This is a genomic window from Mucilaginibacter achroorhodeus (genome assembly GCF_007846095.1).
In the GTDB taxonomy this organism is placed as follows: domain Bacteria; phylum Bacteroidota; class Bacteroidia; order Sphingobacteriales; family Sphingobacteriaceae; genus Mucilaginibacter; species Mucilaginibacter achroorhodeus.
This window is the reverse complement of sequence record NZ_VOEI01000007.1, coordinates 15,407-41,334: the sequence shown is the minus strand read 5'-3', so window position 1 is coordinate 41,334 and position 25,928 is coordinate 15,407. Positions and strand designations below refer to the sequence as shown.

General features: G+C 43.4%; 28 protein-coding genes. 24 read left to right on the top strand and 4 right to left on the bottom strand.

Features of this window, described 5'->3' with window-relative positions; genetic code table 11:
• The first annotated feature begins 29 nt into the window (after nt 1-29).
• The 23 genes from FPZ42_RS16710 (at nt 30) to FPZ42_RS16595 (ending at nt 21,501) form a co-directional block, all read left to right on the top strand.
• A complete protein-coding gene (locus tag FPZ42_RS16710; RefSeq protein ID WP_146273008.1) occupies nt 30-854 on the top strand; it encodes an energy transducer TonB in 825 nt (274 codons plus the stop codon).
• A gap of 227 nt (nt 855-1,081) precedes the next feature.
• Complete coding sequence (locus FPZ42_RS16700; protein ID WP_146273006.1) at nt 1,082-2,005, top strand: PstS family phosphate ABC transporter substrate-binding protein; 924 nt, start codon at nt 1,082-1,084, stop codon at nt 2,003-2,005.
• Nucleotides 2,006-2,039: 34 nt separating this feature from the next.
• On the top strand, nt 2,040-3,719 hold the full coding sequence (locus tag FPZ42_RS16695; protein ID WP_261382331.1) for a tetratricopeptide repeat protein: 1,680 nt from the start codon (nt 2,040-2,042) through the stop codon (nt 3,717-3,719).
• A gap of 79 nt (nt 3,720-3,798) precedes the next feature.
• Nucleotides 3,799-4,170 carry an NADH-quinone oxidoreductase subunit A gene (locus FPZ42_RS16690; protein ID WP_146273004.1) on the top strand — a complete coding sequence of 124 codons (372 nt, stop codon included), beginning with the start codon at nt 3,799-3,801 and terminating at the stop codon, nt 4,168-4,170.
• A 112-nt stretch (nt 4,171-4,282) separates the two neighbouring features.
• Entirely contained in the window at nt 4,283-4,825 is a 543-nt protein-coding gene (locus tag FPZ42_RS16685; RefSeq protein WP_146273003.1) for an NADH-quinone oxidoreductase subunit B, read from the top strand.
• Between the two features lie 2 nt (nt 4,826-4,827).
• Nucleotides 4,828-5,331, top strand: coding sequence for an NADH-quinone oxidoreductase subunit C (locus tag FPZ42_RS16680; protein ID WP_146273002.1), 504 nt, complete (start codon nt 4,828-4,830; stop codon nt 5,329-5,331).
• A 3-nt stretch (nt 5,332-5,334) separates the two neighbouring features.
• Complete coding sequence (locus tag FPZ42_RS16675; protein WP_146273001.1) at nt 5,335-6,546, top strand: NADH-quinone oxidoreductase subunit D; 1,212 nt, start codon at nt 5,335-5,337, stop codon at nt 6,544-6,546.
• Nucleotides 6,539-7,063 carry an NADH-quinone oxidoreductase subunit NuoE family protein gene (locus FPZ42_RS16670; RefSeq protein ID WP_146273000.1) on the top strand — a complete coding sequence of 175 codons (525 nt, stop codon included), beginning with the start codon at nt 6,539-6,541 and terminating at the stop codon, nt 7,061-7,063. The genes FPZ42_RS16675 and FPZ42_RS16670 overlap by 8 nt, the downstream gene beginning before the upstream one ends.
• A 1-nt stretch (nt 7,064) precedes the next feature.
• A complete protein-coding gene (gene nuoF / locus FPZ42_RS16665; RefSeq protein ID WP_146272999.1) occupies nt 7,065-8,429 on the top strand; it encodes an NADH-quinone oxidoreductase subunit NuoF in 1,365 nt (454 codons plus the stop codon).
• 148 nt (nt 8,430-8,577) lie between these two features.
• Nucleotides 8,578-9,576, top strand: coding sequence for a 2Fe-2S iron-sulfur cluster-binding protein (locus FPZ42_RS16660; RefSeq protein ID WP_146272998.1), 999 nt, complete (start codon nt 8,578-8,580; stop codon nt 9,574-9,576).
• On the top strand, nt 9,576-10,616 hold the full coding sequence (gene nuoH / locus FPZ42_RS16655; protein ID WP_146272997.1) for an NADH-quinone oxidoreductase subunit NuoH: 1,041 nt from the start codon (nt 9,576-9,578) through the stop codon (nt 10,614-10,616). Before FPZ42_RS16660 ends, nuoH begins: the two co-directional genes overlap by 1 nt.
• 12 nt (nt 10,617-10,628) lie before the next feature.
• The gene (locus FPZ42_RS16650; RefSeq protein WP_146272996.1) at nt 10,629-11,126 is read left to right on the top strand and encodes a NuoI/complex I 23 kDa subunit family protein; all 498 of its coding nucleotides are present in this window, start codon (nt 10,629-10,631) and stop codon (nt 11,124-11,126) included.
• Nucleotides 11,127-11,185: 59 nt separating this feature from the next.
• Nucleotides 11,186-11,692, top strand: coding sequence for an NADH-quinone oxidoreductase subunit J family protein (locus tag FPZ42_RS16645; RefSeq protein WP_146272995.1), 507 nt, complete (start codon nt 11,186-11,188; stop codon nt 11,690-11,692).
• On the top strand, nt 11,692-12,021 hold the full coding sequence (gene nuoK / locus FPZ42_RS16640; protein WP_146272994.1) for an NADH-quinone oxidoreductase subunit NuoK: 330 nt from the start codon (nt 11,692-11,694) through the stop codon (nt 12,019-12,021). Before FPZ42_RS16645 ends, nuoK begins: the two co-directional genes overlap by 1 nt.
• A gap of 95 nt (nt 12,022-12,116) precedes the next feature.
• Nucleotides 12,117-14,021, top strand: coding sequence for an NADH-quinone oxidoreductase subunit L (gene nuoL / locus FPZ42_RS16635; protein WP_146272993.1), 1,905 nt, complete (start codon nt 12,117-12,119; stop codon nt 14,019-14,021).
• 23 nt (nt 14,022-14,044) lie between these two features.
• On the top strand, nt 14,045-15,511 hold the full coding sequence (locus tag FPZ42_RS16630; RefSeq protein ID WP_146272992.1) for a complex I subunit 4 family protein: 1,467 nt from the start codon (nt 14,045-14,047) through the stop codon (nt 15,509-15,511).
• Between the two features lie 9 nt (nt 15,512-15,520).
• Complete coding sequence (locus tag FPZ42_RS16625) at nt 15,521-16,909, top strand: NADH-quinone oxidoreductase subunit N (protein ID WP_146272991.1); 1,389 nt, start codon at nt 15,521-15,523, stop codon at nt 16,907-16,909.
• A 51-nt stretch (nt 16,910-16,960) separates the two neighbouring features.
• Nucleotides 16,961-17,599, top strand: coding sequence for a DedA family protein (locus FPZ42_RS16620; RefSeq protein WP_146272990.1), 639 nt, complete (start codon nt 16,961-16,963; stop codon nt 17,597-17,599).
• A gap of 20 nt (nt 17,600-17,619) precedes the next feature.
• On the top strand, nt 17,620-18,165 hold the full coding sequence (locus FPZ42_RS16615; RefSeq protein ID WP_146272989.1) for an inorganic diphosphatase: 546 nt from the start codon (nt 17,620-17,622) through the stop codon (nt 18,163-18,165).
• 7 nt (nt 18,166-18,172) lie between these two features.
• Complete coding sequence (locus FPZ42_RS16610; RefSeq protein ID WP_146272988.1) at nt 18,173-19,516, top strand: hemolysin family protein; 1,344 nt, start codon at nt 18,173-18,175, stop codon at nt 19,514-19,516.
• Nucleotides 19,517-19,601: 85 nt separating this feature from the next.
• Nucleotides 19,602-20,309, top strand: a complete 708-nt coding sequence (locus FPZ42_RS16605; protein WP_146272987.1) for a 16S rRNA (uracil(1498)-N(3))-methyltransferase — start codon at nt 19,602-19,604, stop codon at nt 20,307-20,309.
• 1 nt (nt 20,310) lies between these two features.
• A complete protein-coding gene (locus tag FPZ42_RS16600; RefSeq protein ID WP_146272986.1) occupies nt 20,311-20,973 on the top strand; it encodes a DUF4159 domain-containing protein in 663 nt (220 codons plus the stop codon).
• Nucleotides 20,974-21,006: 33 nt separating this feature from the next.
• Entirely contained in the window at nt 21,007-21,501 is a 495-nt protein-coding gene (locus FPZ42_RS16595) for an acetyl-CoA carboxylase biotin carboxyl carrier protein subunit (protein WP_146272985.1), read from the top strand.
• Between the two features lie 5 nt (nt 21,502-21,506).
• On the opposite strand, the gene FPZ42_RS16590 is transcribed toward FPZ42_RS16595, so the two are convergent.
• From FPZ42_RS16590 to FPZ42_RS16575, 4 genes are all read right to left on the bottom strand, one after another.
• Nucleotides 21,507-22,226, bottom strand: a complete 720-nt coding sequence (locus FPZ42_RS16590; RefSeq protein ID WP_146272984.1) for a 2-phosphosulfolactate phosphatase — start codon at nt 22,224-22,226, stop codon at nt 21,507-21,509.
• 96 nt (nt 22,227-22,322) lie between these two features.
• Complete coding sequence (gene gcvT / locus FPZ42_RS16585; RefSeq protein WP_146272983.1) at nt 22,323-23,402, bottom strand: glycine cleavage system aminomethyltransferase GcvT; 1,080 nt, start codon at nt 23,400-23,402, stop codon at nt 22,323-22,325.
• Nucleotides 23,403-23,452: 50 nt separating this feature from the next.
• Nucleotides 23,453-24,649 (bottom strand): glycosyltransferase family 4 protein, encoded by a 1,197-nt coding sequence (locus tag FPZ42_RS16580; RefSeq protein ID WP_146272982.1) that lies wholly within the window; start codon nt 24,647-24,649, stop codon nt 23,453-23,455.
• A gap of 62 nt (nt 24,650-24,711) precedes the next feature.
• Nucleotides 24,712-25,359 carry a ribonuclease HII gene (locus FPZ42_RS16575; RefSeq protein WP_146272981.1) on the bottom strand — a complete coding sequence of 216 codons (648 nt, stop codon included), beginning with the start codon at nt 25,357-25,359 and terminating at the stop codon, nt 24,712-24,714.
• A gap of 98 nt (nt 25,360-25,457) precedes the next feature.
• Between FPZ42_RS16575 and FPZ42_RS16570 the strand changes: the two genes are divergently transcribed.
• Nucleotides 25,458-25,922 (top strand): DUF4920 domain-containing protein, encoded by a 465-nt coding sequence (locus FPZ42_RS16570; protein WP_146272980.1) that lies wholly within the window; start codon nt 25,458-25,460, stop codon nt 25,920-25,922.
• Nucleotides 25,923-25,928 lie beyond the last annotated feature (6 nt).

Sequence of the window (25,928 nt, the reverse complement as noted above, 5' to 3'; positions counted from 1 at the left end):
TTGACAATTAACTATTTAACGTTATAACAATGTTCGGATCAAAATTAGACATATTAAACCAGCAGTGGATCGACGTTGTTTTTACAGGACGTAACAAAGCTTACGGTGCTTATGAACTTAGAAAGGATAACCCTCGCCATACCAACAGGGCCCTTTTAATAGGTGTAGTGCTATTTGTTTTCCTTATCTCCCTAAAAACAATCCTGAATGCCATTGAGGGTATCATCCCTAAGGCACCTGAGAAAGTGAAGGTGACCGAAGTTGTTTTGCCGCCACCACCGGTGAATGAACAACAAAAACCACCTCCGCCACCGCCGGAACCACCTAAACCAAAGGTTGACCAGGTGCGTTTCCCACCTCCGGTAGTGAAACCGGATAACGAGGTGCGTGAGAAAGAACCACCAACCGTTAAAGATCTTGAGGTTGCAGACCCGGGTCCCAAGGATCAAAAAGGTGACCCTAACGCTGATATACGTATTGAGGAGCCGGTTGGTAACTCAGACGTTAAGCAAGTGGTAGAAGAGAACCCTAACCAGATCTTTACCGCGGTAGAGCAAGCTCCGGCGTTCCCGGGTGGTGATGCAGCATTTGGTAAATATTTAGGTAAGAATATCCGTTACCCTGCAGTTGCAAGGGAGAATAACGTACAAGGCCGTGTTATCTTAACCTTCGTGGTTGAGCGCGACGGATCTTTAACTGACATCAAAGTTGTTAGAGGTATCGGTAGCGGTTGTGACGAAGAAGCGGTTCGTGTACTTAAATCTTCTCCTAAGTGGAAACCAGGTATCCAAAACGGTCGTCCGGTGCGTGTACAGTACAGTATCCCTGTAAACTTCGCATTGGCAGAAGAATAAAAGTTTAATGTTAGAAAATAACAAAAACCAGCAAAAATCGCCCAAAAGGCGGTTTTTGCTTATTTTAGGCTTTACCGCATTCATTTGTTTTATTGCATTGGGTTTGCTTATTATCTTTTGGGATAAGTTTCCGCTTGATATGCCCCAATCAAGGAGAACAATTTTCGGATCTGTAATTTTATTATACGCTATACTGCGTTTTTCACGTTATTTAAAGAAGAACCCTAATGAAAATTAACTCCGGCCTGTTTATTTGTGCCATTGCTGTGAGCTTGCTATTGCAAGGTTGTGGTGCTGGCGGGGATAAAAAACAAGATAAAAAGCAGTTAGATGGTTTTGTAACTGGAACCGCTAATTTCTCGGCCGATGATTCTTTTTCGCCCATTGTAAATGAAGAGCTGTTCGTGTTTAAGGGAATCTTTAGGGATGCTAACCCGGTGATTGCTTATAAACCTGAAACAGGTGTAATAAGCGATCTGCTTAACGATAAAACAAGGGTAGCTATATTATCACGTACATTGGATACAATGGAGACCGGCGTTTTAAAACGCAGAGAACTTGTACCTGATGTAAACAAATTCGCGATTGATGCTGTTGCATTAATTGTCAACCAGGCGTCAAATGACACCACTATCTCAGTTAACGAGATCAAGCAGATGTTGAGGGGAGAGGCAAAAACAAACAAGAGTATCGTGTTTGATAATCCTAACTCGAGCTTGGTAAGATATTTGAAGGCTTTGGCTGGCACAACTGAGTTTAAACAGAAGAATATCTATGCTTTAAGCTCAAATAAAGAAGTTATTAAGTATGTAAGTACACATACTGATGCCATTGGCATCACTGGCTTTAGCTGGCTTAATGATCCGGATCAGGACTATGCGGCAGCTGTAGAGAAGGTTAAAATTATGGGTGTAAAGGATCAAAGTAGTAAAACAGCACCCAAGGAGTATTTTAAACCATCGCAGACCACGCTTGTCGAACAATCATATCCGTTAAGCAGATCTTTGTATATCATAGACTGCACAGGCCGCAAGGGACTGGGAGCCGGTTTTGCTTCATTTTTAGCAAGCGAGCGTGGCCAGCGGATCATATTAAAATCGGGCTTGTTGCCTGATTCACTTCCGCCGAGGGAGATTAACATTGTACACTAACTATATTTTTATATACAATAAACTAAGAATGAAAATGATCAGTAAAATAAGTAAGATCGTACTGGCACTGAGTATTGTTGGCTCGTCAGCTTTCGCACAAAGTTTAGCTGATGCTAAAAAGGCGATAGACGCTGAGCAGTATCAAAAGGCTAAAACGATGCTAAAAAACTTGACCGTAACTCAGGCTAATAAAGATGAAAATTTCTTTTACTATGGCTGGGTTTACGTACTACAAGAGTATCCGGATTCTGCAAAGGCTATTTTTCAAAAAGGCCTTGCTGTTAACCCAAAATCAGCGCTTAACTACGCAGGTTTAGGTGCAGTTGCAGTTTTGGACAAAGACAAAAATGGTGCAACTACAAACTTTAACCAGGCATTAAGTTTAGCGGGTAAAGACAGCAAGCCATATCTATATGTTGGCAGGGCTTATCTTTTGAACGATGTTGACGGTAAAGTGCCTGCTGCTGACGCAAATGCCGCTATCGCAGCATTAAACAAAGGCAAAGCAGTTAACCCTAAAGACGCTGAAATTTTAGTGGCACTGGGTGACGCTTACCGCACACAATTGAAAAACACAGAAGCATTAAGCAGCTACCAGGCAGCTTTGGATCTTGATCCAAAATTGGCCCATGCTAAAGTAGCAACCGGTGTTATCTGGAAATACGCTAACAACTTTGAATCCTCTGAGGCTGAATACAAAGCAGCTTTGGCTTTAGATCCAAACTATGGCCCTGCTTACCGTGAGTGGGCTGAGACCGACGTACGTTGGGCATTTAGCGACCCGAGAATGGCATCAGCAAAAATTAAAGAAGCTACTGAGCAATACAAAAAGTATCTGTCGTTAACAGACCTTTCACTGGATTCTCGCTTGCGTTATGCAGATTTCCTTTTGTTATCAGGTGATTACAAAACCTTGCAGACAGAAGCACAAGCTTTATCAAAGGATGCGGCTAACAATCTTAAAGTTTACCGTTATTTAGCTTATGCTGCATACGAGAACAAAGATTACCCTGCAGGTTTACAGGCAATGAATACCTGGATCACTAAAGCAGATCCAAAACGTATCATCCCTCGCGACTATATTTATTTAGGCCGCTTGCAAATTGCATCTAAACAAGATTCATTAGGTATTGCTTCATTACGTAAAGCAGCTACTTTGGATACTGCTCAAGCAGATGTCTATTCAGAAATAGGAAAAACGCTGTTTGGCCAGAAGAAATATCTTGAGGCAGCACAAGCGTATGCTACTTACACTAAGAAAAGCCGCAATGCCAAATTGTTAGATCACTTCTACGAAGGATTAAGCTACTATTATGGTTACGATGACAAAAAGCCCGGGTCTGACTCATTATTGGTAAAGGCTGACTCTGCATTTAGTTATGTGGCGCAAAAAAGTCCAACTACGGCTGATTCATATCTTTACCGTGCACGTGTGAACGACTTGAAAGAAAAAGATCGCAACAACATTACTGGTTTGGCTAAACCTTTTTATGAGAAATTTATAGAGGTATCATTAGCTAAAGGCGCACCTGCAGATAAGGCCAAGAAAGACCTTGCAGAGGCTTACGCTTACTTAGGCACTTTTGCTGAGTTTAAAGAAAAAGATAATGCCAAGGCAACCGATTACTTTACCAAGGCAAGGGATATGGACCCAACCAATAAACAGGTTGTCAATTTCTTCTCTAAGAAGGGCGGAGCCGCAAAAGGCAAGTAACCTTTAATCCAAATATTTAAAAAGTCCCTGCCAAACAGCAGGGACTTTTTTATTGTTAACACATTTGTATATTTGCAGCATGGAAGCACAAAGTTTACCGGTTAATTATTTGCCTATCATTTTCCAGATGCTGGTTGCTATGGGGTTTGTGGTTACAACTATGTTTGTTACACACAAAATTGGCCCTAAACGCCAAACGAAGGATAAACTAACACCCTTTGAATCTGGTATTGAGGTGGTAGGTAATGCGCGTACTCCTGCATCTATCAAATACTTCCTGGTAGCTATCCTGTTTGTGCTGTTTGATGTTGAGGTTATCTTTATGTACCCGTGGGCGGTAAATTTCCGCGATATGGGTAAAACCGGTATGATAGAGATGTTCATCTTTATGGCTACCCTGCTTGCCGGTTTCATTTACGTGATCAAGAAGAAAGCATTAGACTGGGATTAGTTTAGACTGATTCTAAATATATCACGTCAACGCTCATTGTGTATTTCTTACAGCACTTTGTTGTAAATTTGCCTGTCAGTGTTAGCTGATAATAATTTCATTACAAAAAATAATGAGCGATATACAAATAGTTGAAGCCCCTGCGGGAGTTGAAGGATCGGGGTTTTTCGCTACTTCACTTGATAAGGCGATAGGCTTGGCGCGTGCCAACTCTTTATGGCCTCTTCCATTTGCTACATCTTGCTGCGGTATTGAGTTTATGGCTACCATGGGCTCTCACTATGATCTGTCGCGTTTTGGTGCCGAGCGGTTAAGCTTTTCACCACGCCAGGCCGATCTGCTGATGGTAATGGGAACTATTTCTAAAAAGATGGGTCCTGTGCTCCGCCAGGTTTACCTGCAAATGGCCGAACCGCGTTGGGTAATGGCAGTGGGTGCCTGTGCATCAAGCGGTGGTATATTTGACACTTACTCTGTTTTACAAGGTATTGATGAGGTGATACCGGTAGATGTTTACGTACCCGGCTGCCCACCGCGCCCCGAAGCTATTATCGATGGCTTTATGGGTATACAGCACCTGGTTAAAACAGAAACGCTGCGCCGCCGTAACGAACCTAAATACCAGGAATTACTTGCTAAATACGGAATACAATAATAATGGGTAAGATAGCTAACGAAGAGCTTTTAAGAAGACTTGATGAAAACTTCGCCGGTAAAGTAAAAGAAACCGGTGCTGATTTTGGGCTGCTTACCGTAGAAGTTGATGCTGATGTTATCACAGAGGTATTAACATTTCTGAAAACTGATTCAGCGCTAAAGTTTATTTTTCTTACGGATATCACCGCCATTCACTATCCTGAACAGGAGAAGCAGATAGGTGTTATCTATCACCTGCACAGCCTTACTACAAATACACGCATCAGGCTCAAGGTTTTCTTATCATTAGATAACCTGCACATCCCTACGGCATCAACCATATGGGACGGTGCAAACTGGATGGAGCGTGAAACATACGATTTCTTTGGGGTGATCTTTGACGGACACCCGGATCTGCGCCGGATACTGAATGTTGATGACATGACCGTGTTCCCGATGCGCCGCGAGTATCCTTTAGAAGACCCTAACCGCGTTGATAAAAAAGATTATTTTTTCGGAAGATAACATATGCAGAACCATCCCGTATATATTGATACCGATCCGCAGAGTGAATACTCTACGCTAAACCTGGGCCCAACCCACCCTGCAACTCACGGTGTGTTCCAGAATGTTTTGCAACTGGATGGCGAGCGTATTGTTAGCGGCGTATCTACTATTGGTTACATACATCGTGCATTTGAAAAAATTGCAGAGCACCGCCCATTTTACCAGATAACACCACTTACAGACCGTCTGAACTACTGCTCATCACCCATTAACAACATGGGCTGGCACATGACGGTTGAGAAGCTTTTAAATATTACTACCCCTAAGCGTGTTGATTACATGCGCATCATTATCATGGAGCTGGCACGCATTGCCGACCATATTATTTGTAATGGCGTATTAGGTGTAGATACAGGTGCTTTCACAGGCTTCCTGTACATGATGGAGCACCGCGAAGAGATCTACGAAATCTATGAGGAGATCTGCGGTTCGCGTTTAACAACCAACATTGGCCGTATAGGTGGTTTTGAGCGTAACTTTAACCAGATAGCTTTTGATAAGATCAGGAAATTCATCAAGAAATTCCCGCCTGTATTAAAAGAGTTTGAAGCGTTATTTAACCGTAACCGCATATTTGTTGATCGTACCCGCGGCGTGGCGCCTGTATCTGCAGAGGATGCTTTAAGCTACAGCTGGAGCGGCCCGCTTTTACGCGCTGCCGGTATTGATTATGATGTGCGCGCGATGGAGCCGTATTCATCTTATGATGAGTTTGACTTTGAAGTACCGGTAGGTGAAAATGGCGATGTTTATAACCGTTTCCTGGTACGTAACGAAGAAATGTGGCAGAGCCTTCGCTTAATTGAGCAAGCTTTGACCAAGATAGAGAAAGAACCATCAGATATTTTCCATGCCGATGTACCGGCGTTTTACCTGCCTCCTAAAGAGGAAGTGTATAACAACATGGAAGCGTTGATTTATCACTTTAAAATAGTGATGGGCGAGGTGGAAACACCAACTGCCGAAGTTTACCACGCTGTAGAAGGTGCAAATGGTGAGCTTGGATTTTATTTAGTGAATGATGGCGGCCGCTCACCGTACCGTTTGCATTTCCGTAGACCGAGCTTCATCAATTACCAGATGTATGCGCCAATGAGCCGCGGCATGCTGCTGTCTGATGCGATTATTAACATGAGTAGTTTAAACATTATAGCAGGAGAATTAGATGCTTAGTGTACAAAATACCGACGCACCGGTAACTTTTTCGCCGGAACTGCTTGGCAAATTTGCGGATGTAGTTAGCCGCTATCCGGAAGGAAAGCAAAAGTCGGCGCTGTTGCCGATCTTGCACTTGGTGCAAGCCGAATTGGGCTGGGTTAGCGCACCGGCAATGGATAAGGTTGCCGAGTATTTAAAAATTGAGCCGATCGAGGTTTACGAGGTGGCAACGTTTTACACCATGTATTTTTTAAAACCGCAAGGCAAATACATGTTAGAGGTTTGCCGCACAGGCCCTTGCGAAATTGTTGGCGCCACACCAATAATGGAGCACATTGAGAAAACACTTGGTGTAAAAGAAGGTGATGTTACCCCTGATGGCTTATTTAGCTGGAGAGGTGTTGAATGCCTTGCTGCTTGCGGTTACGGCCCGGTATTGCAAATTGGCCCTGAATATACTTTCTATGAAAACCTGACCAATGAGTCGGTTGATAAGCTCATTAGTGATTTAAAAGGAAAGGCGAACAATTAAAATGGGACGCAAACTTTTACTTGAACATATAAACGTACCCGGCATCAATACCTTTGATGTGTACCGCTCTAAAGGCGGCTATGCCTCGGTAGAGAAAGCCCTGAAAACCCTTTCGCCCGATGATGTGGTGGAAGAGGTTAAAAAATCTGGCTTGCGTGGCCGTGGTGGTGCAGGTTTCCCTACCGGGATGAAGTGGAGCTTTTTGGCTAAGCCAGAAGGCGTACCGCGTTACCTGGTTTGTAACGGTGACGAATCTGAACCTGGTACTTTCAAAGACCGTTATTTAATGACCCACATCCCTCACTTACTTATTGAGGGTATGATAGTAGCCAGCTACGCTTTAGGTGCAAAAACGTCATACATCTACCTGCGTGGTGAGATGATGCCACAGATCCGCATCCTGGAAAAGGCTATCTCTGAAGCGAAGAATGCAGGCTTTTTGGGTAAAAATATATTAGGTACCGGTTACGATCTTGAGCTGTATGTACAGCCTGGTGGTGGTGCTTACATCTGTGGTGAAGAGACCGCCTTGTTAGAGTCATTGGAAGGTAAACGTGGTAACCCGCGTATTAAACCACCATTCCCGGCTATTGCGGGTTTGTATGGTTGCCCAACTGTAGTTAATAATGTCGAATCGATAGCTGCAGTAGTACCGATCATTAACGAAGGTGGCGAAGAATATGCTAAAATAGGCATTGGCCGCAGTACAGGTACCAAGCTGATATCAGCAGGTGGTAACTTAAAACGCCCTGGTGTTTACGAGATAGAATTGGGGGTTAGTGTTGAAGACTTTATTTATGGCGATGATTATTGCCAGGGTATAGCCAATGGCAAGCGCCTAAAGGCGGTAGTTGCAGGTGGTTCATCAGTACCTATTCTGCCTGCTAACCTGATCCTGAAGACCATCAACAATGAGAACCGTTTAATGAGCTATGAATCATTAGCTGATGGTGGCTTTGCAACCGGTACCATGTTAGGTTCGGGAGGTTTCATCGCTTATGACGAAGACCAGTGTATTGTTCGCAACACCTGGAACTTTGCCCGCTTCTATCACCACGAAAGCTGTGGACAGTGTTCGCCATGCCGTGAAGGTACAGGATGGATGGAGAAAGTGCTTCACCGCCTTGAGTACGGTCACGGTAAAATGAGCGACATGGACCTGCTGGTTGATGTAAGCAAGAAAATAGAAGGTAATACGATTTGTCCGCTGGGTGATGCGGCGGCTTGGCCGGTAGCCAGTGCCATCCGTCATTTCAGGGATGAGTTTGAGTGGCATGTAACTAACCCATCGATTGCTTTAACAAGCAATTATGGTTTAGCCAACTATGCAGATCCGCTTCCGAAGCTGGAAGCTGCTGAAGCATAATAATCCTGATAAACTATGTCATTGCGAGAAACGAAGCAATCTCATAGGACAATCGGATATGCTAAAATTGCCTCCGCCAATTGGCGGATCGCAACGACAAAAGAATTAAATCGTCGAAAGACGAAAAGAAAATAGAGGACGCAAGTCAATGAAGGTTACAATTGATAACATATCAATAGAAGTAGAAGCCGGGACCACCATCCTTAATGCCGCAAGGATGATAGGTGGTGACATCGTTCCGCCTGCTATGTGCTATTACTCTAAACTACAGGGTAGTGGCGGTAAATGCCGTACTTGTTTGGTAAAGGTTAGTCAGGGTTCTGAGAAAGACCCTCGCCCTATGCCTAAACTGGTTGCAAGCTGCCGTACTACCGTTATGGATGGCATGGTGGTGCAAAACATCACCTCTCCCGAAGTAATTGAGGCGCGTAAAGGCGTAGTGGAGATGCTTTTGATCAACCACCCGCTTGACTGCCCTGTGTGCGACCAGGCCGGCGAATGCCACCTGCAAGATTTGGGTTACGAGCATGGTGCTGCCAAAACCCGTTACGAGTTTGACCGCCGTACATTTGAGAAGATAGACATTGGCGATAAGATACAATTGCATATGACTCGTTGTATCTTGTGCTACCGTTGTGTTTTCACTGCCGATCAGATAACAGATCACCGGATACATGGTATCTTGAACCGTGGTGACCATTCAGAGATTTCAACTTACATACAAAAAGCCGTTGACAACGACTTTAGCGGCAACGTAATTGACGTTTGCCCGGTAGGCGCGTTAACTGATAAAACCTTCCGCTTTAAAAATCGCGTTTGGTTCACCAAACCGGTTGAAGCACACCGCGATTGCGAAACAGAAGGTTGCTGCGGTAAAGTTACCCTTTGGTATAAAGGTGAAGATGTGATCCGCGTAACCGGTCGTAAAGATGAGTACGGTGAAGTAGAAGAATTTATCTGCAACACCTGCCGCTTTGACAAAAAGAAAACTGCCGATTGGGTTATTGAAGGCCCGCGCAAGGTTTCAAACAAATCGGTTATCAGCTCTAACCACTACGAAACGCTTAAACCGCTTCCGGTTGTTAAAACCAACCCGCTGTTGCAGGAAGCTAATAAAGAACAATTTGAAAGGGAGACACGCCTGTAATGGAACTGATAGACCTGCTAATTAAGATCGCACTCATCGTTGTAATATTCGCGATAAGCCTGGTGGTAGCCATGTACTCTACCTATGCTGAGCGTAAGATCGCGGCATTTTTCCAGGATAGGGTAGGCCCTAACCGCGCAGGCCCATGGGGTATTTTACAGCCCCTTGCGGATGGTGGTAAAATGTTTTTGAAGGAAGAGATCATCCCAACCAATGCAACAGGTTTCCTGTTCATAGTAGGCCCGTCGCTGGCTATATTAACGGCATGTATCGGTTCGGCAGTTATTCCATGGGGACAAAACCTGGAAATTGGCGGCCGTGTTATTCCGTTGCAGGTTACCGACATTAACGTGGGCATCCTGTATATCTTTGGTGTAGTATCATTAGGTGTATACGGTATCATGATAGGTGGTTGGGCATCAAACAATAAATACTCGCTTTTAGGTGCCATCCGCGCTGCATCTCAAAACATCAGCTACGAAATTTCAATGGGCCTTTCTATCATCGCTTTATTGATGGTAACAGGCACTTTAAGCCTTGGCGAAATTGCTAAACAACAGCACGGTTTCTGGGCTGATGGCTATTTTAGCTGGAACGTATTTAAACAGCCTTTGGGCTTCCTGTTATTCATTGTTTGTGCCTTTGCGGAAACCAACCGTTCACCGTTCGACTTGCCTGAGTGTGAGACCGAACTGGTAGGTGGTTATCATACAGAGTACTCATCAATGAAACTGGGTTTTTACCTGTTTGCAGAGTATATCAACATGTTCATCTCATCGGCAGTTATGGCTACCCTATACTTTGGCGGTTATAACTTCCCTTTTATGGATCTCATCCACTCACCGAACCTGGTTGCCATATTAGGTGTAGTGGCCTTGTTTGCTAAAATATTCCTGTTCATCTTCTTCTTTATGTGGGTACGCTGGACCATCCCGCGTTTCCGTTACGACCAGTTGATGGACCTTGGCTGGAAAACACTTATCCCGCTGGCAATTGCCAACATTGTGTTAACCGGTATATTTATGACTATTTTTAAATAGAGAAAGACTTTAATGGAATCATTAAGTAATAAAAAGAAGCAATTAGAAGTAAAGCCGCTCAATTTTTGGGAGCGTGCTTATCTACCTGCTATAGCTAAGGGACTTTCTATCACTATGAGCCACTTTTTTAAAAAGCCGGTGACCATTAAGTATCCCGAAGAAAAACGTGAGTTCTCTGAAAACTTCCGCGGTATGCACTCACTTAAACGTGATGAGCAGGGCCGCGAACGTTGCACAGCTTGCGGGCTATGCGCATTATCTTGCCCGGCGGAAGCAATTACTATGCAAGCTGCTGAGCGCCAGAAAGGTGAAGAGAACCTATATCGGGAAGAAAAATACGCTGCAGTGTACGAGATAAATATGCTGCGTTGCATTTTCTGCGGATTATGCGAAGAAGCTTGCCCTAAAGAGGCGATCTATCTGGACGGCGATATCGTTCCATCTGATTACCTGCGTAAGGATTTTATATACGGTAAAGACAAATTAGTAGAGGCACCTTTAAATCAATAACCAAAGTTTTATACCTTTGCCCAGCTTTAAACGGGCGCGGGTATTTGTAAATATCAACCATGAGTACATTTTACTTCATTGCGTTTTTATCCATATTCTTCTCAATACTGGTTATTTCTGCAAAAAACCCGGTGCATAGTATCCTGTACCTTGTAATTACCTTTTTTACCTTTACTGTTCACTACATTTTGCTTAATGCGCAGTTTTTAGCAGTAGTGAACTTTATTGTTTACATGGGCGCAATACTGGTACTGTTCCTGTACACGCTAATGCTCATTAACCTCAACAAAGAAGCTGAACCGGTTAAGCCTTTCATGGTGAAGATATCTGCTGTGTTTGGCGGCGGTATATTGGCGGTGGCGCTGATATCATCGTTAAAGTCATTAGGCGTATCAGACCCTGTGGTTTTAAAGAACCCCAATCTCGGCCTGGTTAAAAACCTTGGTAAGGTATTATTCAACGAATTTTTATTGCCTTTTGAAATATCGTCGGTACTGCTGTTATCTGCAATGGTAGGCGCAGTATTGCTGGCAACTAAAGAAAAAGAAACAAAAGCAACCATCTGATGGAAAGTTTAACCAGTACCATTCAAGCGGTTCCGCTTAATCACTACATATTTTTAAGCGCTATCATTTTTTCGATAGGTGTTATGGGCGTACTACTGCGTCGTAATGCCATCGTGATATTTATGTCGGTTGAGCTGATGCTTAACTCGGTTAACCTGTTGCTTACAGCATTTTCGGTTTACCGTGGCGATGCAGCAGGGCAGGTTTTTGTATTTTTTATTATGGCACTTGCCGCAGCAGAAGTTGCAGTAGGCCTGGCTATTATAGTAATGATATACCGTAACACCAATTCAATAGACATCAACGTATTGAACAGGTTGAAGTGGTAAACTAATAAAATGTCATTCTGAGCGAGCGCGAAGAATCTATCTCCGATCAGATGCTTCACTACGTTCAGCATGACAAGTAAGAACTAAAGTATAAAATGGACAAACTTATCTGGCTTATTCCTGTACTACCCTTAGCCGGTTTTATTATTAACGGCCTCGGGCGAAATACCTTATCCAAAGGTATTATTGGCGCGATCGGCAGTTTGCTTGTTTTGGCGTCATTTGGTATAAGCGTTGCTACATTTTTCCAGGTTAAATCGACAGGGGTACCTGTAAACGTTAATCTATTTGATTGGATAAGCGTTGGCGATTTCCATATTCAGATGGCTTTCCTGGTAGATCAGTTAAGTTCCATTATGCTGCTGATCATCACCGGTGTTGGTTTCTTAATTCACCTGTACTCGGTAGGATATATGCATGACGATGCCGGTTTCGGTAAGTTTTTTGCTTATTTGAATCTGTTCGTGTTCTTTATGCTGCTGCTGGTAATGGGCAGTAACTACGTGGTAATGTTTATTGGTTGGGAAGGCGTTGGTTTATGTTCATACCTGCTTATCGGTTTCTGGTATACCAACCCAAGTTATGCCGATGCCGCCAAGAAAGCTTTTATCATGAACCGTATAGGCGACTTAGGTTTCCTTTTAGGTATATTCTTATTAATGGATCAATTTGGCAGTGTTGCTTATGCCGATATCTTCCCTAAAGCTGTAGGCGCAGTATCTCACGGTGCTCCTATTGTACTAATAACTATGTTGTTATTTGTTGGTGCAGTTGGTAAATCGGCACAGTTACCATTGTTTACATGGCTGCCCGATGCGATGGCCGGCCCAACACCGGTATCTGCTTTGATACACGCTGCAACCATGGTTACAGCAGGTATCTACATGATCGCTCGTTCAAACATCTTGTTTACTTTAGCCCCAACCACCATGGAAGTAATTGCCATTGTAGGTTTGGCTACGGCGGCATTTGCAGCTTTAATAGCACTAACACAAACAGATATAAAAAAGGTGCTGGCTTACTCAACCGTATCTCAGTTGGGTTATATGTTCCTTGGTTTGGGCGTTGGCGCTTACACCGGTGCTTTCTTTCACGTGTTAACGCATGCTTTCTTTAAAGCCTTATTATTCCTTGGTGCAGGTTCTGTTATCCACGCCATGAGCGGTGAGCAGGATATGCGCAAAATGGGTGGCTTAAAAGGAAAGATCAAAACTACTTTTATCACCATGCTGGTTGGCACAATTGCCATCGCAGGTATCCCGCCATTTTCCGGCTTCTTCTCTAAAGACGAAATTTTAGCTGCGGCATTTGCGCACAGTACTATATTCTATGTTGTAGGGGTTATTACTGCAGGTTTAACTTCATTCTATATGTTCAGGATGATGTATTTAACCTTCTGGGGTAAATTCCGCGGTACGCATGAGCAGGAACACCACTTGCACGAGTCGCCAGCCAACATGACCATCCCTTTGATCATATTGGCTGTACTTTCGGCTATCGCCGGAGCTATCGGCGTGCCCGCAGTACTGGGTGGCCATCACGAATTAGGTGCTTTCCTTGCCCCGGTATTTGAGGGCTCTACCAAATTATTAGGCGAGCATGAGCTAAGCCACAGCACAGAGTGGATATTGATGGGTACATCGGTATTAATAGCTTTGGCAGCGATGGGTTATGCTTACAGCAAGTATGTATCGGGTTCAAGTGTTCCGGTTTCAGACGAAGAAGAACGCCCTGCGTTGGTCAACTTGTCATACAACAAGTTCTACATAGATGAATTGTATGATAAGATCATCCGTAAACCACTTGATGCGCTATCAACCTTCTTATACCGCGTGGTTGAGAAAATGGGTATTGATGGCTTTGTTAACGGCTTGGGCCAGGGCACAATGGATACAAGTAAAGGCCTTAGGTTACTGCAAACCGGTAACGTTGGTTTCTATATTTTTATGATGGTAGTTGGTATCATCGGCATTTTGATTTACAGTTTAGTTAAAATTTAAGCGCTTAGCGTTTACGATATAAAATGACGGTTAGCATTTTACTTTTTTTACCGGTAGTAGCAGCAGTTTTAACGCTATTTTTTAAGAATGAGGTGGCCAAACATGCTGCATTGTTCTTTGCCCTTGTTGAGCTTGGCCTTGCCATATCATTCGTTACGGGATTTGTACCAAATGCATCAATACAGTATTTAGTTGATTTGCCATGGATCCCGCAATTTGGTATATACTTTAGTGCCGGTATTGATGGTATTAGCATGGTAATGGTGTTATTGACTACTGTTTTGGTACCACTTATTATTCTAAGCACCTACGAACATCAATACAAGAATGGCAAGGCATTGTATGCGCTGATCTTGTTTATGCAGGCCGGTTTATTAACTGTGTTCACTGCATTGGATGGTTTCTTATTCTACGTGGGTTGGGAAGCAGCCCTGATACCAATTTATTTCATTTGTGCATTGTGGGGAGGTGAGAACCGCATTCGTGTAAATATCAAGTTCTTCATTTACACCTTTGCCGGATCATTGTTTATGTTGGTAGCTATCATCTACCTGTATCTGCAAACGCCAAGTAAACTTTACGATATACATTCGTTTTACGAATTAAGCCTGAGCCTTAAACAGCAGAACTGGATCTTCTGGGGTTTCTTTATAGCCTTTGCTATAAAAATGCCAATATTCCCGTTCCATACCTGGCAACCAGATACTTACACCGAGGCACCAACAGCGGGTACCATGATGTTATCAGGTATCATGCTTAAAATGGGTATTTATGGTGTTATCCGCTGGTTAATACCTAACGCGCCTAATGCATTTGCTTATTGGGGTTATTACGCATTAATACTTTCAGTGATTGGTATAGTTTACGGATCGGTGATCGCTTTCAGACAGAAAGACGGCAAGCGCCTGGTTGCTTATTCATCAATAGCACACGTAGGCCTTATAGCTGCCGGCATATTTGCCTGGAGCGTACAAGGTGTACAGGGAGCCATGATTCAGATGATCAGTCACGGTATTAACGTGGTTGGTATGTTCTTTATCTGGGATATCATAAGTCGCCGTTTAGGTACACGCGATATCAGCCTGATGGGTGGTATTGCCAAGGTGGCACCTAAATTCTCAATTGCATTTTTGATCATCGTTTTAGGAACCGTTGCATTACCACTTACAAACGGTTTCGTTGGAGAGTTCCTGCTTTTGAAGGGTGTTTATAATTACACTATCGTGTTTGCGGCAGTGGCAGGTTTAACCATCATTTTCGGCGCGGTTTATATGCTAAGGATGTATAAAAATGTAATGCAAGGGGAACTGAACGAACTTACAGCAACCTTTACAGATATTAAAGGTTCAGAACGATTGGTGTTAGGTATCATTTGCGCACTCATCATCATCATCGGTGTTTATCCGCAGCCGTTGCTGCATTTATCAGAAGCATCTGTTACTAATTTGATTCAAACTGTTTCGGCTAAATTTACAGCCACCAAGTTTTAATATAGATACATGACCTCCATAATTATCATATCTATTTTACCCATCGTACTTTTGTACCTGGGTTTATATAAGGCACAAAAAGCATTATTGCCTGTTGCTGTACTTGGCTTGTTAGCTGCATTGGTAACATCTGTACTGCAGTGGACAATTCTTGACGAGGCACAGCCAATTTACAATGGCATGTTGTTGTACAACAACTTCTCTGTGGCTTTCTCGGTTATCAGCATTATATCAACAATTCTCATCCTGCTGTTATCAAAGGGATATTTTGAAAAGATAAGCAATCACATTGCGGAGTACTACGCTATCATATTGTTCTCACTCGCAGGTATTATCGTAATGGTTTCGTACCATAACCTTACCATGATGTTTATTGGTATCGAGATCATGTCAGTAAGTTTATATATTCTGGCAGGTATCCGCAAAAATGATTTTGCTTCAAATGAGGCTGCTTTAAAGTACTTCCTGATGGGCGCTTTCTCAACAGGTTTCCTGTTGTTTGGTATAGCCCTCATCTATGGCGCTACCGGTACATTTGATATTGATGGCATTCGTGACTGGTTGTTGAACAGTCCCCGTAAGATAGATCCGTTGTTCTACACTGGTGTTATGCTTATTATCGTAGGCCTTTGTTTTAAAGTTGGTGCCGCGCCGTTCCATTTCTGGACACCAGACGTCTACGAAGGTGCGCCTTCATTGATAACCCTGTTTATGTCAACTGTGGTTAAAGTGGCAGGCTTTGCAGCATTCCTGCGTTTGTTCTCAGCATGTTTCCTGCCTATTGCACAGTTCTGGACACCGGTGCTATTGGTTATCACCATCATTACGCTGTTTGTGGGAAACATTACCGCGCTTTACCAACAAAGCTTTAAAAGGATGATGGCCTTTTCAAGTATATCACATGCAGGTTATCTGATGTTTGCTATTGTAGCAATTGGTGCTGCGTCGGCAAACGCGATATTTATGTACGCTACGGCATACTCAATAGCATCAATCATTGCATTTGGCGGGTTAATACTTGTTCGTCAGCAAACCGGTACCGATGGCTTTGAGGGCTTTAACGGGCTGGCAAATAAAAATCCATTCCTTGCACTGGTGCTTACCGTTGCCATGTTATCATTGGCAGGTATACCGCTAACTGCAGGCTTTATCGGTAAGTTTTACATGTTCTCGGGTGCGTTGTCACAATATCGCATATGGCTGGTTATTGTAGCTGTTGTTAATGCTATCATCAGCATTTTCTACTACTTCCGCGTTATTGTAGCAATGTATTTCCGCAATGCCGACCGCGAGCAGGTAGAAGTTCCGGCTTACTACAAATTTGTATTAGGTTTTTCGGCGTTGGCAACTATTTTGGTAGGGGTTTATCCTACAGTTATATCCGGCCTTATTAAATAGAGGCGCTCACTACAAATTGATTTTATATTTGTAGTTTTACGGATATCGTTGATGGAAAATTTTTGGGAATACCTGCAAAATCTGACGGATGCAAAATCAATACTGAGTAATGGTGGCTTTGCGCTATTGTTGCTGGTAGTTTATGCAGAAACCGGGTTATTCTTCGGTTTCTTTTTGCCCGGCGATTATCTGTTATTTTTAGCAGGCATTTTAACGGCAGCAGGTATCATACATGTGCCTATTTACATACTTGTCCCCTCTTTAATTTTAGCAGCCGTGCTGGGCAACTTTACCGGTTACTGGTTTGGTTACCGAACGGGCCCAATGCTGTTTAAACGAAAAGATTCATGGTTTTTTAAGAAACGCTATGTTACCGTTGCCGAGGAGTTTTACGCCAAGTACGGTGGCACAGCGCTTATTTTAGGGAGATTTTTCCCGATAGTTAGGACATTTGCCCCTATATTTGCAGGCATTGTAAAGGTTGATTTAAAGAAGTTTAGCCTTTACAACTTTGTAGGCGGCATTGCCTGGGTAACAACGTTAACCCTGGCAGGCTATTTTTTAGGAAGGCGTTTTCCGCAATTAAAGGATTATTTGCAGTACGTAGTACTCGGATTAATAATTATTACAACAATTCCGCTGATTGTTGCTTATGTGAGAAGGCGCTTAAACGATCAACAGGAAAGTTAAAATAAATTATATTAGAATAAATGAGCACACAGCATCCCTGGCACCAGGTTTCACCGGGCGATAACACACCCGCTATAGTAAATGCTATCATCGAGATCCCTAAAGGATCAAAAGGAAAATACGAGATCGATAAAGAATCGGGCTTATTAAAGCTCGACCGCGTTTTATTTTCTTCAGTTATGTACCCTGCCAACTACGGCTTTATACCGCAAACCTATTGTGATGATAAAGACCCTCTGGATATCCTGGTACTTTGTTCTACTGATGTTTACCCGATGTCTATCATCGAGGCAAAGGTTGTAGGCGTAATGCACATGGTTGATAACGGCGAACAAGATGACAAGATCATCGCTGTTGCCAAGAACGACATGTCTGTAAACTACATCAATGACCTTAACGAACTACCTCCGCATTTTATGAAAGAGATAGTACGTTTCTTTAGTGATTACAAAATACTTGAAGGTAAAAACGTTACCATTGAACATCTGTTAGGCGTACGTTACGCACACAAGGTGATCGAAGAAAGCCTTGAGCTTTATAAAACCACCTTTCCCAATCACCAATAAACTATAAATGGACCCCGGGCATCAATACGAAATAAGCGCTTTTTACATATTTGCAACCATTTTCCTGGTTTTGCTCAACGGTTTCTTTGTAGCCGCAGAGTTTGCCATGGTAAGGGTAAGAGGCTCTCAGATCGAGATTAAAGCCAAATCAGGCAGCGGGGTTGCTAAAATAGCACGCGGTATTTTACACAATTTAGATGGTTACCTGGCTGCAACACAGCTGGGTATCACCATTGCTTCGCTGGCACTTGGTGTTGTGGGCGAAGAAGTGGTTACCAACGTAGTTGTGAGAGGATTTTTGGCAGTAGGCATTACCATTGCTCCCGGCCTTATTACTACTGCTCACATCTTGTCGTTTGTTGTTATTACAGTATTACATATTGTTTTTGGTGAATTAGCTCCAAAATCCCTTGCTATTCAAAAATCTGTACGTACGGTACTGGCGGTATCTTGGCCGCTAAGATTTTTCTTTATCGTATTCAAACCGTTCATCTGGGTATTAAATGGCTTTGCCAATTTTATCCTAAAAGCAATAGGCATTACCAGTATAGAAGGCGGCGAAACCCACCATTCATCAGAGGAGTTACAGTACTTGCTTGAGCAAGGTAAAGAAACCGGCGCTATCGATTCTAACGAGCACGAGCTGATACAGAACGTGTTTGATTTTAACGAGCGTGTGGTGAAAAACATCATGGTGCCGCGTACCAAAATACAGGGTATAGAAATTGATGCCACCAAAGAAGAGCTGTTAGATACCCTGATAGAAGAGGGTTACTCCCGTATGCCAGTGTATGATGAGGTGATAGATAAGATCATCGGTATTGTACATGCAAAAGACATCCTTCCATTACTGGCCCGTGGACAAGAAGTAGTTTTGAAAGACATTATCCGCAAACCTTACTTTGTGCCTGAGACTAAAAAGATCAATGATCTGATGGCAGAGTTGCAGCAAAAACGCATCCAGATAGCCATTGTTTCTGATGAGTTTGGTGGTACTGCCGGTATGGTTACCCTGGAGGATATTGTAGAGGAACTGGTTGGGGAGATACAGGATGAGTACGACGAGGAAAAACCGATAGTTGAGAAACTGAATGAACGTGAGTTTGTGGTGAACGCTCTTGCGCCTATTTACGATGTTAATGAACACCTGCCGCACGACCTGCCGGAAGATGGTGACTTTGATACCGTATCTGGTTGGTTAGGCCACATCTTCGGTAAAATACCTGATGTGGGCGAACAAAAAGAAAGTAACGGATACAACATCACCGTGCTAAAGAAATCTGACCAGAACATCGAATCGGTGAAACTGGAGCTCCTCATCAACGAAGAAGACGCGGTAGATTTACATTAGCCGCTTAGTATCAAGTATCAAGTAGTTAGTATTAAGCTATGTTCTACTGATGGATACATGATACCAGCTACTTGATACTTTACAAATGCAGCTTTTTTATACGCCCGATATAGACCCCAAACTGTCTCAATACTTTTTGAGCGAGGAAGAAAGCAAACATGCCGTACGTGTACTGCGCTTGAATGTTGGCGATGAAGTTACCCTTATTGACGGTAAGGGCGGCTTATACAAAGCTGAAATTAATGATGCACATCCTAAGCGCACTATTCTGCAAATAAATTCCGTTACCACGGAATACCAAAAACGCAATCATTTTTTGCATATAGCCATTGCCCCAACCAAAAATCTGGATAGGATAGAGTGGTTCCTGGAGAAGGCTACCGAAATTGGAATAGACGAGATATCGCTGGTGATATGCCAACGGTCTGAACGTAAAGAGGCCAAAGTTGAGCGTTTGGATAAGATCATAACATCGGCTATCAAACAATCTATAAAAGCCTACCACCCTAAACTAAACGCACCGGTTGCTTTCAACCAGTTTGTTCAGCAAGGTTTTGAAGGTGACAAATATATCGCCCATTGTGCCCATGGCGAGAAATCCGACCTGGCACAATCTTTTAAAAAGCATGGGCGTTATATGATCATGATAGGCCCGGAAGGTGATTTTACACCTGCGGAGGTAGAAATGGCGACTAAAAACGGCTACCGTGCGCTTACGCTTGGCGAGAGCCGCCTGCGTACAGAAACGGCGGCTTTGGAGGCCTGTTTTGAAGTGAATTTTTTAAACCGCTGATATGAGGAAGCTTGCGTATGTAACGGCGATTTTAATTGTGGTGATCGGCATAAGCAGCTTTGCGCCGCCATCTTACAAAATGGCGCGGCTTAAATACAACGGTGGCGGCGATTGGTACGGCGATCGCACTGCACTAATCAACCTCATTAAATTCTGTAACCAAAATTTAAAGACAAGTTTTGAGCCCGAAGAGGATGTAGTTGAAGTTGGCAGCGAACAGCTTTTCAATTATCCCTTTGTTTTCATGACCGGCCACGGCAACGTTATCTTCAGCGATCAGGAAGCGAGTAACCTGCGCAAATATCTTACCGGCGGTGGCTTTCTGCATATTGACGATAATTACGGCTTGGATCAGTTCATCCGCCCACAGATGAAGAAGGTATTCCCCGAACTTGATTTTGTGGAGCTACCGGTGAACTATGCGATCTATCACCAAAAATATGACTTCCCCGCTGGGCTACCTAAAATACATGAGCATGATGGTAAGCGGGCGCAGGGCTTTGGATTGATCTACAAGGGGCGGTTGGTTTGTTTTTACACCTACGAGTGCGACTTGGGAAATGGTTGGGAAGATTACGGCACCTACGCCGGTGATACGCAGGAGAGCCGCCTAAAGGCACTTAAAATGGGCGCTAATCTTGTCCAGTACATCTTTACAAAATAGTATTTGCTATATTCGTTATCAAAGAGCATCGGGATGTATAAAATAAAGGTAAATCAGCACGATTTTAAATTGCAACGTAACGCCGACCAACTGCAGTTGAACGGACATGATATTGCAGCCGATGTAAGGCAACTTAACAATAATCTTTACCATATCATTAAAAACAGAGGCTCTTATAACGCCGAGGTGGTGAGTTTCGACTCTCAAACCAAAACTGCAGAAATAAAGGTTAACAACAACCTTTACACCGTTGGTGCCAAAGACGAGTTTGATCAACTGCTCGACCAAATGGGCCTGAGCAACCTGATGGCTGCCAAAGTAAGCGACATAAAAGCCCCGATGCCCGGCCTGGTTTTAAAAGTATTGGTTGAAGAAGGTGCCGAAGTAAAAAAAGGTGAAAGCTTGTTTATCCTTGAGGCAATGAAGATGGAGAACATCATCAAATCTCCGGCAGATGTTACTATTCAAACGATAAAAATGCAGCCTGGTGATAAAGTTGAAAAAGGACAGGTGCTGATGCTGTTTTGATCTGCTTACTTCACCAGCTTTACCAGTCGCTCGCCTTCCAATACAGGTATGGCAGTAGTTAGATCAATCTGCAGGCAAAATTCAATATCTTTTTCAATGCCCAGTTTTTTTAGGCGCTCGCCGTGTGAAGTTTTGCTGAGGTATTGGCCTATATCATTTTTGCCTAATTGGTAAAGATCATTTGCAGCAATAGCCGGGTCATCAAGTTTAAATCCTTCTGATTTTAATTGTTCAACCACTGCACCTGCAAAAAGCGAATCTTCCAGGTTAAAATTATTTTTCCATCCGGAGCATACCAGTAATATGTTCTGCTGCTGAGTTTTAAGCCAATTGCAAAGTGCTCTTAGGTTAAAGAATGATCCTATAACAACTTTTTTTGCGCTGCGCGATAAATGCAGGGCATGCGTGCCGTTTGTAGTAGTTAGTACAATGGTTTTACCGGCAACTTTATCCTTAGTGTAAGAAAAAGGTGAGTTGCCAAAATCAAAACCATCAACCACCTCGCCGTTCCGTTCTGCAGCTAAAAGGTAATCAACTCCTTTTTCGCGGTAGGCGGCACATTCTTCAACCTCCGCAACCGGAATGATGGCTTCGGCACCGTTCTCTATCCCATAAGAAATAGATGAGGTAGCACGGAAAATATCTATCACTACAACTATGTAATCCGGCACATTATATAAAGGAATAAGCGCGGGAGTAAGGCAAACGTCGAGGGATTTACTCATTGGGTCTTTGAGTCATTAGGTCATTGAAAAAGCATTGGGTCACCCAGTCAAAATAATGACTCAATGACCCAACGATATAATGACGGCGCTACCCGCCTATTTATAAAACGGCGGTTTTACCACCTTGGCTTTCACTTTATTATCGCGTATGCTGATGAATATCTCGGTGCCTTCTTTAGCAAAGGATGCATCTACATAACCCAGGCCAATAGCTTTCTGTAATGATGGCGATTGAGTGCCAGACGTTACTTTGCCAATGTTATTGCCATCGGCATCAACAATAGCGTAGTCATGGCGGGGAATACCACGATCAATCATTTCAAAGCCTACCAGTTTACGGCTCACACCTGCTTGTTTTTGTTGTTGCAATTTTTCTGAGTTAGTAAATTCTTTATTGAATTTGGTTACCCAGCCTAAGCCTGCTTCCAACGGAGAAGTAGTATCATCAATATCGTTACCGTAAAGGCAGAAACCCATTTCTAAACGCAGCGTGTCGCGCGCGGCCAGTCCTATAGGTTTAATCCTAAAAGGTTCGCCTGCCTTAAAAACTTCTTTCCAGATATGGTTGGCATGTTCGTTGTCAAAATACAACTCAAAGCCACCTGCGCCGGTATAACCTGTTGCAGAAACTACAACATTATCAATGCCGGCAAACTTGCCTTTGGTAAACGTATAGTACTCCATCGAACCCAGATCGATATCGGTTAGGCTTTGCAGGGCATCTGCTGCTTTCGGACCCTGCACTGCAAGCAGCGAAGTACGGTCTGATATATCTTTCATATCAACACCTTTGGTATTGTATTTAGATATCCAGTTCCAGTCTTTCTCAATATTTGACGCGTTAACTACCAGCATGTAGGTTTTCTCATCAATGCGGTACACCAAAAGGTCATCAACAATACCACCGTTTTCATTAGGCAGGCAAGAGTACTGCACCTTACCGTCGTAAAGCTTGGCAGCATCATTACTGGTTACGCGTTGTATCAGGTCAAGCGCGTTCTCACCCTTCAGGATAAATTCGCCCATGTGGCTCACATCAAAAACGCCTACGCCTTTGCGTACGGTATCATGTTCAACATTTACGCCTGCATATTGCACGGGCATATAATAACCTGCAAACGGTACCATTTTGGCACCCAATTGTGTGTGTACGGGTGTTAGCGCTGTATTTTTCATTAACAAAAATTAACTGCGCCAAAAATAGGAAAAATAGCAGCAGCGGCGGGCTATTTCAAAACAGATTCGTAAAATTCAATAAGTTTAGGTGTTATCAAATTTACATTGTGTTGTTCTTCCATCAGTTTACGCGCGTTTTCGCCAATACGGCGGCAGTTGTGCTCATCTAACAGGCATTTCTTTAGCGCTTCATGAAATTCATCAGTGTTATTAGCGATAATAATATTAGTTCCATGTTCGATGTTTATTCCCTCGGCACCCAATGATGTGGAGATGATGCATTTCTGCATGGCCATACCCTCAATAATTTTAACTCGCATACCACCACCGGATAGTAGCGGGACTATCATAATAGCCTTGCTGTTTACAAACTCAAGCGCGTCATCTACCTCGCCGTGTATAAATACTTTGCCTAACACTTCGTAGTCATCATAATCCTCCGGGATGTTATGGCCGGCTACGTAGAGTTTGCACTTCAGGTCACCATCTGTTATCTCCTTGTGAAAATTGTCCATAAACCACTCAACACCTTCGCGGTTGGGCAGCCAGTCTAACGAACCCAGGAAGAAAACACTCGAAAAATCTGTTTTGTTAAAGTCGGGCTGGTAAAGCGACAGATCAACACCAATGGGCAATACAGTAATTGGCGTACGTGCACCAAATGAGATTAAAGATTGTTTGTCCTGCCCGGTAAAGGCAACTATGCCATCAAAAGAGTTAAGCAGGCTCAGTTCGTAGTTTTTTATTCTTTTAGCCAGCAGGTGCAGATACCATTTTTTAAACGGGTCACTCTTTTGCTGGGCCAATTTCTCCCAAACCTGGTGCTCGATATTATGCGCCCGGAATATGACCTTTGCCTTGGAATTTTTGCGGATAGCGCTTAGATAGGGGGCAACAAAAATTCCTTCTAATTGAATAATGTCGTACTGGTGATCTACCAGGTTTTTGATCAGCAGCCGTTCAAAACCTGCGTTGTAATACTTTTCAATATTATATGAGTTTTTGGTGAACAGGTTGCTCACCGCCTCAACCATAGTTACGCGGGTATCAATATCATACTCGGTGTAAGTGATCTGATCCAGGAGTATGTCGCGCTCGTATTGGGTTGAATGTTTTTTTACGTTGAGTGATAACAAAGTAACCTTGTGGCCAAGGCCCACCAGCCCTTTTATGGTATTGCCTACTACAATAGGGTATCCACCGTTTTGCGGAAACGGTGCGCGATGGGTTAAAATAAGTATCCTCAAAATATAAAAGGTCAGCTGGTATGCTGTAAAGTTATTAAACCTTAAGCCTAATGCCAATATTACTATTCAAAAATGAGCAATTGCGGATTGGTTACCTTAAAACTTTTCCGATGATATGGCGTGTGCCCCATTTCTAAAACCATTTTGCGGTGACTGATGGTTGGGTAGCCTTTGTTGGAGTGCCAATTATACTCGGGATGTTCTGCCGCAATCTGCTTCATGTAATCATCTCGGTAGGTTTTGGCTAAAATAGAAGCTGCGGCTATGCTGAAATATTTAGCATCGCCTTCTACAATACATTGGTGGGGAAGGTCGGCATATTTGTTGAACCGGTTGCCATCGATGATCAGAAACTCAGGTTTGAGATGTAGTTTGTCAACGGCGCGGTGCATAGCCAGGAATGATGCATTAAGGATATTGATCTGGTCTATCTCGTGGTTATCGCACCAGGCAACGGCATGGGCAATAGCTTTTTCTTCAATCTCTAAACGAAGCTGATAGCGTACTTCCTCTGTAAGTTGTTTGGAGTCGTTAAGCAGGTGGTGGTCAAAGTTGTGAGGCAGGATAACAGCCGCCGCAAACACCGGCCCTGCAAGGCAACCCCTGCCGGCTTCGTCACAGCCGGCCTCTAACAATTCGTACTGGTATCTGGCTAATAACGTTCTGCGCTCCTGCACAATCTTCACCTTCGTCTGCTGTACCTTTTTCATGTATTATACAAATATCAAAAACCATTAGCTGGCCTGCAAGTATGGGTTAAAAAATAAAAGAGTTTAAACCAATAGGCTGCGCCGGTGTTAATTAAACGATGAAAAAGCTTGCCTTGTTGTTATTGATGATTTGCAGCGTACAGGTATTTGCGCAAAAGCGTAATGCGCTGCCACATGGGATGGTGTTTGGTACAAAACCAAAAGATATAGCGCCTGTGCCGGCCAACAAGTTGGAGACCCTGATGGGTGGTAAAATAAGACAAACAACAGCCATTGAAGGCAAGATAATTAAAGTGACCAAAGAGAAGGGCGGCTGGTTTAACATGGACGCGGGCAACGGCCGCATCATTGAGGCGCACTTTGCAAATTATGACGTTACGCTGCCTAAAGCAATTGCTGGCCGCACAGTTATTATTGAAGGTGTAGCCCAACGCCAGCTAATAGCAGACGACTCGCAGCATCTTGCCGGCGATACCGCAGTAGGTAAAAAGCAACACGAGGTAAAGGTAAATCCTAAAGAAAGGTTAACTTTTGAGGTGCAGGGTTTGATGGTAGATAAATAAGCAGCG